General features: G+C 68.8%; 8 protein-coding genes. 3 read left to right on the top strand and 5 right to left on the bottom strand.

Features of this window, described 5'->3' with window-relative positions; genetic code table 11:
* Positions 1-241: 241 nt before the first annotated feature.
* The 5 genes from AB0M02_RS34025 to AB0M02_RS34005 form a co-directional block, all read right to left on the bottom strand.
* Positions 242-619, bottom strand: coding sequence for a YccF domain-containing protein (locus AB0M02_RS34025; protein WP_364234496.1), 378 nt, complete (start codon positions 617-619; stop codon positions 242-244).
* 87 nt (positions 620-706) lie between these two features.
* Positions 707-2,077: a glycoside hydrolase family 43 protein gene (locus AB0M02_RS34020; protein ID WP_364234494.1), complete on the bottom strand. Its 1,371-nt coding sequence runs from the start codon at positions 2,075-2,077 to the stop codon at positions 707-709.
* Positions 2,074-2,925, bottom strand: a complete 852-nt coding sequence (locus tag AB0M02_RS34015; RefSeq protein ID WP_364234491.1) for a family 43 glycosylhydrolase — start codon at positions 2,923-2,925, stop codon at positions 2,074-2,076. The genes AB0M02_RS34020 and AB0M02_RS34015 overlap by 4 nt, the downstream gene beginning before the upstream one ends.
* 31 nt (positions 2,926-2,956) lie before the next feature.
* Positions 2,957-3,949 (bottom strand): arabinan endo-1,5-alpha-L-arabinosidase, encoded by a 993-nt coding sequence (locus AB0M02_RS34010; RefSeq protein ID WP_364234488.1) that lies wholly within the window; start codon positions 3,947-3,949, stop codon positions 2,957-2,959.
* 318 nt (positions 3,950-4,267) lie between these two features.
* Complete coding sequence (locus tag AB0M02_RS34005; RefSeq protein WP_364234485.1) at positions 4,268-4,963, bottom strand: carbonic anhydrase; 696 nt, start codon at positions 4,961-4,963, stop codon at positions 4,268-4,270.
* Between the two features lie 93 nt (positions 4,964-5,056).
* Here AB0M02_RS34005 and AB0M02_RS34000 point away from each other — a divergent pair, with 93 nt between their 5' ends.
* The 3 genes from AB0M02_RS34000 to AB0M02_RS33990 are packed head-to-tail and all read left to right on the top strand — an operon-like array spanning position 5,057 to position 7,721.
* Complete coding sequence (locus AB0M02_RS34000; RefSeq protein WP_364234482.1) at positions 5,057-6,154, top strand: Gfo/Idh/MocA family oxidoreductase; 1,098 nt, start codon at positions 5,057-5,059, stop codon at positions 6,152-6,154.
* Positions 6,151-7,044, top strand: coding sequence for a PmoA family protein (locus AB0M02_RS33995; RefSeq protein WP_364234480.1), 894 nt, complete (start codon positions 6,151-6,153; stop codon positions 7,042-7,044). The genes AB0M02_RS34000 and AB0M02_RS33995 overlap by 4 nt, the downstream gene beginning before the upstream one ends.
* Positions 7,041-7,721, top strand: coding sequence for a cupin domain-containing protein (locus tag AB0M02_RS33990; protein WP_364234478.1), 681 nt, complete (start codon positions 7,041-7,043; stop codon positions 7,719-7,721). Before AB0M02_RS33995 ends, AB0M02_RS33990 begins: the two co-directional genes overlap by 4 nt.
* The last annotated feature ends 5 nt before the right edge of the window (positions 7,722-7,726 follow it).

Here is a 7,726-nt window from a genome sequence, read left to right as displayed (position 1 = left end):
TGCATAGCCCAGTCGACTTCGAACAGCTCCACACCCCGTCTGATCACGACCGTTGACCCCACACCATGGGTGTCCGGACTGCGGGGGGAAGGTCACCCAAACTCCACACGCGCGGGTTGTTGTTGCGTGTGGAGTTGGCGCCCTCTGCGCACGCGAACTCCACACGCGTCGTCGGTGCTGCCGTTGCGTGTGGAGTTCGGGTCTCGTGGGCGGCTGAACTCCACACGTGGGTTTGGAGGGGTCAGGGGAGGTCGACTATTTCGCGGCCGAGGGGCCAGAGGGCGGCGGGGACCAGTTTGAAGTTGGCGATGCCGAAGGGGATGCCGATGATGGTCACGCACTGGGCGATGCCGGCCAGGATGTGGGCCAGGGCGATCCACCAGCCGGCGAAGAGGAGCCAGAGGATGTTGGCGATGCCGGAGGGCACGTTGGCGCCGGGGCGGTCGACGATGGTGCGGCCGAACGGCCACGCGGCGTAGACGGCCAGGCGCAGGGAGGCCACGCCGAACGGGATCGTCACGATCAGCAGGAAGCAGATCAGGGCGGCCAGGCCGTAACCGAGGGCCAGGACGAAGCCGCTGCCGAAGATGAACCACAGGATGTTCAGGATCAGTCGCACATGTTCAGGATGACTTACTCGTGCCAGTGCGGGGTGCGGCGACGGGTCAGGGCGGCGTGGGGGACGGCGCGGCCCTGACCCGTCTGTTCAGTGGACGACTCGGAAGGTGGCGTCCTGCTTGTCGGTGGTGGAGGAGCTCGTGGTGATGGGGTCGACGCGCAGGACGTAACCGGAGTGCCGCAGGTAGCGGTCGGGGAAGTTGTGCGAGCGGAACGAGGTCCACGACGAGTCGGCGAACCCGGCGACCCTCGTGAAGGTGGCGTCGGCGGCGAACGTGCTGGTGCCGTCGTTGTTGGCGAGGACGATCGCGTAGTTGGAGTGCCGCAGGTAGCGGTTCGGGTAGTTGACCGAGCGGAACGAGACGCCGGACGAGTTGGCCAGGCCGGGGACCAGGGTCCACTGCTGATCCTGGTAGGGGTCGAACGGATACGTGTCGATCCGCCCCACGCTGTTCGAGTGCCGGATGTAGCGGTCCGGGAAGTTGTACGACTTGATCCGGTTCCAGGTGGGTGTGCCCCAGCGCGTGGTCAGCGCGGACATCTCAGCCGTGGTGATCGGCGTGATGCCGAGATGCTTCGAGTTCAGCGGCTGGGTGTAGAGGCGGTCGTTCAGCAGTGACCACGATCCACCGGCCACGTTCGTGGTCTGCCAGCAGAAGAACCGGCCGTTCGGGCTCCAGGTGTCGCCCCACATGTACCAGACGTCGGACGTGTTCGACTTGACGATCTGTGGTGCCTCGACGCCCCGGCCCGGACTTATTGATCCTGTATATACGTTGAAACTGCTCGGGTTGAATGTACTTGACCGTGCACCCAGTAAAGTGCTGTTCGTATTGTTCTTGTAGTACATGTAGTTGACCCCGCCGACCGTGACGAAGTTGCCGTCGATCGCGTCGTATCCCGGGTCGAAGAACGTCTGCGGAGCGGACGCCGTCACGAAGTCCGACGTCCAGTTGACCATCAGCACGTTGTGCCCGCCGACGACCGCGGAGTAGACGACGGCGTACTGGCCGCGCGCCGGATCCCACACCGCCTCCGGCGCCCACGCGTGTGTCGCGAGCGAGTGCACCTTGAGCAGGCGGTAACCGGTGAACGAGCGCAGGTCGGTGGAGTCCCAGACGTGCAGGTACTGGCTCTGGTACGCCCAGTCCGTGCCGTTGAGATCGGTTGCCAGTACCACGAACCCGCCCGTCTGCTTGCGCAGGATGAACGGGTCGCGCAGGCCGCCGCTGCCCAGCGTCGGCGTCGCCACCGGGTTGTTCTGGTTGAGCGGCGTCCAGTTGAGGCCGTCCGCGCTGACCGCCAGGTGCACGCGATAGCTGGCGCCCGACATCGTCGGCGACTCCTTGAAGTACGCCATCGCGTAACCGCCGTACGTGGCGGCCCGCGCGTCACCCGCACCCAGGAGCGCCCCGGCTGTGCCCGCGCCGACGGCTCCGAGCAGCGTCCGGCGCCTCATCGAGCGGTCGCCGTTCCGTGACGGCAGCCGGAGCAGCCGACCGCGCTGAGCCCGGTCCACGTGTTCAGGTCGGAGCTCGTCGCCGTCCACACCCCGCCGTTGGTGTACTTGTCGACGTAGATGCGCCAGCGCCCGTCGTCCAGCCTGACCAGCGACGGTCCCTCGTACCCCGAGCTCCAGAGCGTCCCCCGGTTGATCCAGCCCTCGTAGAGGTTGGCCGTGGTCGTCCAGTGCTCGATGTACTTGGTCGTCTCGTTCTTCGTGAACGCGTGCCAGGTGCTGCCGGACTTCACGACGTACGTGTCGATGTGGTTCGTGCCCAGCCCCCACATCTGCGACGGCCCGCTCCACGAGGTCAGCGCCGTGTTCTGCGCGGTGTAGACGTACGGGCGGAAGCACCACGCGCAGGCCGTCGACGCGACGCTGGTGATGATCCGGACGACGCCGTTCTCCACGTAGAACTCCGGCGCCCACGTGTAGTTGGCGCCCGAGATGCCGGCCGGCACGCTCGTGACGTTCGACCACGACGTCAGGTTGGTGCTGGTCGCGATGTTGAAGTACGTGGAGTTCGTGGTCCACGACTGGACCGTGTACGCGATGTAGTACCGGTTGTTGTACTTGAGGATGCTCGGATCCCGCAGGACTCCGGTCGGTTCCCGGAAGTTGGTGTCGCTGAGGACGCTGTAACTGGTGCCGCCGTTGGTGGACTGATAGATCCACAGTTCCTGGTCGGCGGCGCCGTCACCCTTGAAGGTCGAGTAGATCAGTGTGGTCGCGGCCCGCGCCGGCTGCGGGGCCACGAGGGCACCCAGCAGCACGGCGAGCAGCGCGATGAGAGAACGTTTCATCGCATCTCCGGTGAGCGTTAACAAGGACGGGTCAGTACACGAACGGCCAGCCGGCGGAGTCGTACCCGATCAGGTTGATGCCGAGGTAGGACGCCCCGCTGTTGGCGTAGTAGTGGTAGACGAGCACGTCGGCGTCGGTGTCGGTGAACACCGCCTGGTGCCCGGGTCCGTGGATGTTGCCGTGCGAGGCGAGCACCTGCGTGCCGCCACCGGAGGTCAGCGCGGTCCCGTTGCGGTCGGTGAACGGCCCGTTCGGGCTGGTCGAGCGGCCGACCATGATCCGGTACGTGCTGGATGCGCCCCGGCAGCAGTAGTCGAACGAGACCCACAGGTAGTAGTAGTTGCCGTGCCGGACCAGGGTGGGCGCCTCGATCGGGCCGCCGCCGCGACCGGCGACGCTGCGGATCGACGTGCCCTGGCGCAGGCCGGTGCTCGGGTTCAGCTGGATCTGCTTGAGCCCGCTCCAGAACGAGCCGAACTGCAGCCACCAGTTGCCGCTCGCGTCGACGAACAGGTTCGGGTCGATCGCGTTGTAGTCGTTCGAGCTGCTGGTGGAGATGACCAGGCCCTGGTTGGTCCACGAACCGGACGCGCCGGTGGTGCTGGTGGCCAGGAAGATCGCCGACCGGTTGGAGCCGAACGTGGAGGCCGAGTAGTACAGGTAGTAGCGCCCGTTGCGGTAGGTCAGGTCGGGCGCCCAGAGGTTGGCGCTGCCACCGGTGTACGTGGTCGTCCACGGTGCGCCGCCGGGGAAAGCGGCACCCGCGTTGCGGAACGCGGTGCGGTCGGTGGACGTCTTGAGCTGGATGTTGTTGCCGGTGACCGCGGCGAGGTAGGTGCCGGACGGCGTCTTGACGATCGTCGGGTCGTGCGCGCCGGTGTCGCCGGTGACCACGCCCGGGTTCGGGTAGGCGGCCGGGGGAACGGTCGGCGTCGCGGCGACGGCGGGCCGCATGGTGCCGGACCCGGCCTCGATCGCGGTCATTCCGGCCACGACGGCGAGGATCAGGACGACCAAGGTCAAAAGCGTTTGATGTACGACTTTCCGACTGCTCGTGGGCATGATGGTCCCCTTCGCGCCACTGGGGGGAGTGGCTTGACGTGGGATGGCGGCTCACGTCTCCCGGCGGTGGCGCGGTGCTCGCGAGCCGATGGCGGGGGCGGGTGCGCGAATGCCCCTCATCGCGCTCCCGTAGTGTGTTTCGTCTATGTTAACGATCACAACAACGCTGTCAAGAAAAAGGCCGGCGTTCCTGAGAACGCCGACCTCAAAACATTGCGTGTGGAGTTGCGGTCAGCGGGTGGGCCGAACTCCACACGCCGAACTTCACACGAGGGGTGGTCAGACGTGGATCAGCTGGACCAGACCGGTGTCCAGGTCGTAGCGGGCGCCGGCGACCAGGGTCTCGCCGTGCTCGACCTTCTCGCGGATGATGTCGCTCTGCTCCAGCAGCGCGGCGGCCTGAGCGCGGATGTTGGCGCGGACCGCGAGTTCGACGGCGTCCGGTGAGTTCACGAACGGGGTGACGATCGGGCGCAGGGCCTCGACGATGTCGGCGATGTGGCCGGGCGCGGTCCCGCCGGTGCGGATCACGTCGAGGGTCGCGGCGACCGCGCCGCAGCGCTCGTGGCCGAGGACCAGCACGAGCGGCGGGGCGAACTCCTCCAGGGCGTACTCGATGCTGCCCAGGTGCAGGTCGTCGACGATGTTCCCGGCGACCCGGTCGTCGAAGACGTCGCCGATGCCCTGGTCGAACACGATCTCGGGCGCGACCCGCGAGTCGGCGCAGCCCAGGACGATGACGAACGGGTGCTGGCCGGCGGCGACCTCGCGTACCCTCTCCGGGGTCTGGTGTGGATGACGTGCGTGACCGGCGGCAAAGCGCTTGTTGCCCGCCAGCAGGGCCTTGACCGCGGCATATGGTGTATCGGGTGTCGGGGCCGGTGCGGCCGAGGCCGAGCCGGCGAGAGCGAGTGAACCGGCCACAGCGCCGCCCGCGGTGAGCAGGGCGCGGCGGCGGAGGGATGACTCCAGCATCAGGGTCTCCAATGCGCGAAGGGACGCCGAAATCCTTCTCCTGTCCGGCCGGGCGGCCTAGAGATTTATCACGATCATGACAATGCTCACCTGATGACCGAACCTCGATACCGCGCCGCCGTCGTCGGGACCGGCGCCATCGCGGCGGCACACGCCCAGGCGATCCGGGACCACCGTGACCGCGTCACCCTGACCGCGGTCGCCGATGTCGACACCGAACGTGCCCGCACCTTCGCGGACGCCTGGAACGCGCCGGCCGTGTCGTCCAGCCTGGACGCGGTGCTGCGCTACCGCGTGGATCTGGTGCACCTGTGCACGCCGCCGTCGACGCACGCGCCGCTCGCCCTGCAGTGCCTGCGCGCCGGCGTGAACGTGCTGGTGGAGAAGCCACCGACGCTGTCGCTCGCGGAGCTCGACACGCTCGCCGAGGCGTCGCGGGAGACCGGGGCGTACGTGGCCACGGTCTTCCAGCACCGGTTCGGCGCGGGTGCGGTCCGGCTGCGGCGGATGGCGGCCGCCGGCGACCTCGGCCGGCCGCTGCTGGCGACCTGCGAGACACAGTGGTACCGCGACGGCGCCTACTTCGAGGTGCCGTGGCGGGGCCGGTGGGAGACCGAGGGCGGCGGGCCGACCATGGGACACGGCATCCACCAGTTCGACCTGCTGCTCTCCGTCCTCGGGCCGTGGGAGCAGCTCACCGCGGTGGCCGCCCGCCGCGCCCGCGACGTCGACACCGAGGACGTGTCGATGGCCCTGGTCACGTTCGCCGGCGGCACCCTGGCCTCGGTGGTCAACTCGGTGGTCTCGCCCCGGCAGACGTCCCGGCTGCGGTTCGACCACGAGTACGCGACCGTCGAACTGGACCACCTCTACGGATATCGCGACAGCGACTGGACCGTCACGCCCGCACCGGGGCACGACGACCTGGCCGCCCGCTGGACGGCCGGCCAGTCCGAGACCGAGAGCGGCCACGCCGGGCAGCTCGCCGCGGTGCTGGACGCGCTCGACGCCGGTGACCCGCCACCGGTCACCATCGAGGAGACGAGACGAACCATGGAATTCGTGGCCGCCCTGTACGCGTCGGCGTTCACCGGAGCACCGGTGCGCAGCGGCGAGATCGGCCCGGACAGCCCGTTCGCCGCCCGCATGGACGGGACCGGGGCGCCGTGGAACGCGGTGCGTGCCCGATGAGCCTCACCGTCGATCACCGGCTGGACCGCGAGGTCACCGTCTCCGTGGGGGAGGCCGCGCTTTTCACGTACGTCTACCGGCCGGACACCCCGCAGCTGGAGTCCCCGAAGCCGTACCTGCATCCGGTCCGCACCCGCGCGGGCGAGCTGGTCTCGCTGTTCCGCCCGCACGATCACGTCTGGCACAAGGGCATCGCGTGGTCGCTGCCGTACGTCGGCGAGCACAACTTCTGGGGCGGTCCCACCTATGTGCACGGCCGGTTCTACGTCCAGCTGGAGAACAACGGCAGCGCCGTCCACCGCCGGATGACCGAGCTGTCCGCCGGCAACGGCACCGCGCGGCTGGGCCACGAGCTGGACTGGACCTCCCAGCAGGGCGCGCCGGTGATCAGCGAGGAACGGTCGCTGACCGCGTCGCTGGCCGGCGAGGACGCCTGGGTGCTGGTCTTCGGGACACGGATGACCAACGTCTCCGGCGGCACGCTGACCTTCGCCTCGCCCACCACGAGAGGCCGGGAGAACGCCGGGTACGGCGGGTTGTTCTGGCGCGGGCCGCGCTCGTTCACCGGCGGCACAGTCGTGTCGCCGGACGGCACCGGCGCCGACGAGCTGCGCGGCAAGCGGGCCGAGTGGTTCGCCTTCCGCGGAAGGCACGACGGTACGGACACCGCCTCGACGGTCGTGATGGTCGACGACGCCGGGAACCCGCACCACCCGCCGCAGTGGTTCACCCGCAGCGAGGAGTTCGCGTGCCTCAACCCGGCACCGTTCTTCAGCGAGGAACTCGACCTCCCCGACGGTCACCGCCTCGCGTTCCGCTATGCGGTCGTCATCGCTGACGGTGAGTGCGATCCCCGTACCCTCGCTGATGTCGGAAAGGCCGCGCTGTGACCACCCACCCCTTCCCCGGCGGCACCTCGGTGACGCGCCTGACGGTCTATCCGGACCGCTGCGCCGCGGACGGCCTGGCCGGCGGAACCCCGCACATGCACCTGGCCTCGACCGAGGCCTACGTCGTGACCGGCGGCAGCGGGGAACTGCACACGCTGGACGGTTCCGGTCACCGGAGCACGCCGCTGGAGGTGGGCTCGGCCGTCTGGTTCACACCCGGCACGATCCACCGCGCGGTCAACAACGGCGATCTTCGGGTCGTCGTGGTGATGTCCAACGCCGGATTGCCCGAGGCCGGGGACGCGGTCATGACGTTCCCACCCGAGGTGATCGCCGACCCGGACCGGTACGCGAAGGCCGCCGCCCTGCCCGTCCCGCAGCGCCGCGAGCTCGCCGTCGACGGCTTCCTGCGGCTGAAGGCTGATCAGAAAGCGCTCGCGGAGTTCTACGACGGCGCGGTCGCGCTGGTCCGGCCGTCGGTCGCCGGCTGGCGGGAGCTGTGGCGCAGCACCGTGGCCGCGGAGACCGAGCGCACCGGCGCGGTGCTCGGCGCGCTGGCCTCGGGCGACGGCTCCCACCTGCGAGAGGCCGCGCTGCATTCGGCTCCGCAGAGTGACACCGACCGGCTGGGCATGTGCGGACGGTTGCGCACTCACGACGTCCGATTGATTCAATAGCGCCG

The sequence above is a fragment of the Actinoplanes sp. NPDC051861 genome (assembly GCF_040681145.1).
Lineage (GTDB): Bacteria > Actinomycetota > Actinomycetes > Mycobacteriales > Micromonosporaceae > Actinoplanes.
This window is presented reverse-complemented; position numbering and strand designations above follow the sequence as displayed.

Excerpts from the sequence above, each read along its gene's own strand:
- AB0M02_RS34015 (WP_364234491.1), bottom strand. The coding sequence starts at position 2,925 with ATGAAACGTTCTCTCATCGCGCTGCTCGCCGTGCTGCTGGGTGCCCTC.
- AB0M02_RS34005 (WP_364234485.1), bottom strand. The coding sequence starts at position 4,963 with ATGCTGGAGTCATCCCTCCGCCGCCGCGCCCTGCTCACCGCGGGCGGC.
- AB0M02_RS34000 (WP_364234482.1), top strand. The coding sequence starts at position 5,057 with ATGACCGAACCTCGATACCGCGCCGCCGTCGTCGGGACCGGCGCCATC.
- AB0M02_RS33995 (WP_364234480.1), top strand. The coding sequence starts at position 6,151 with ATGAGCCTCACCGTCGATCACCGGCTGGACCGCGAGGTCACCGTCTCC.
- AB0M02_RS34020 (WP_364234494.1), bottom strand. The coding sequence starts at position 2,077 with ATGAGGCGCCGGACGCTGCTCGGAGCCGTCGGCGCGGGCACAGCCGGG.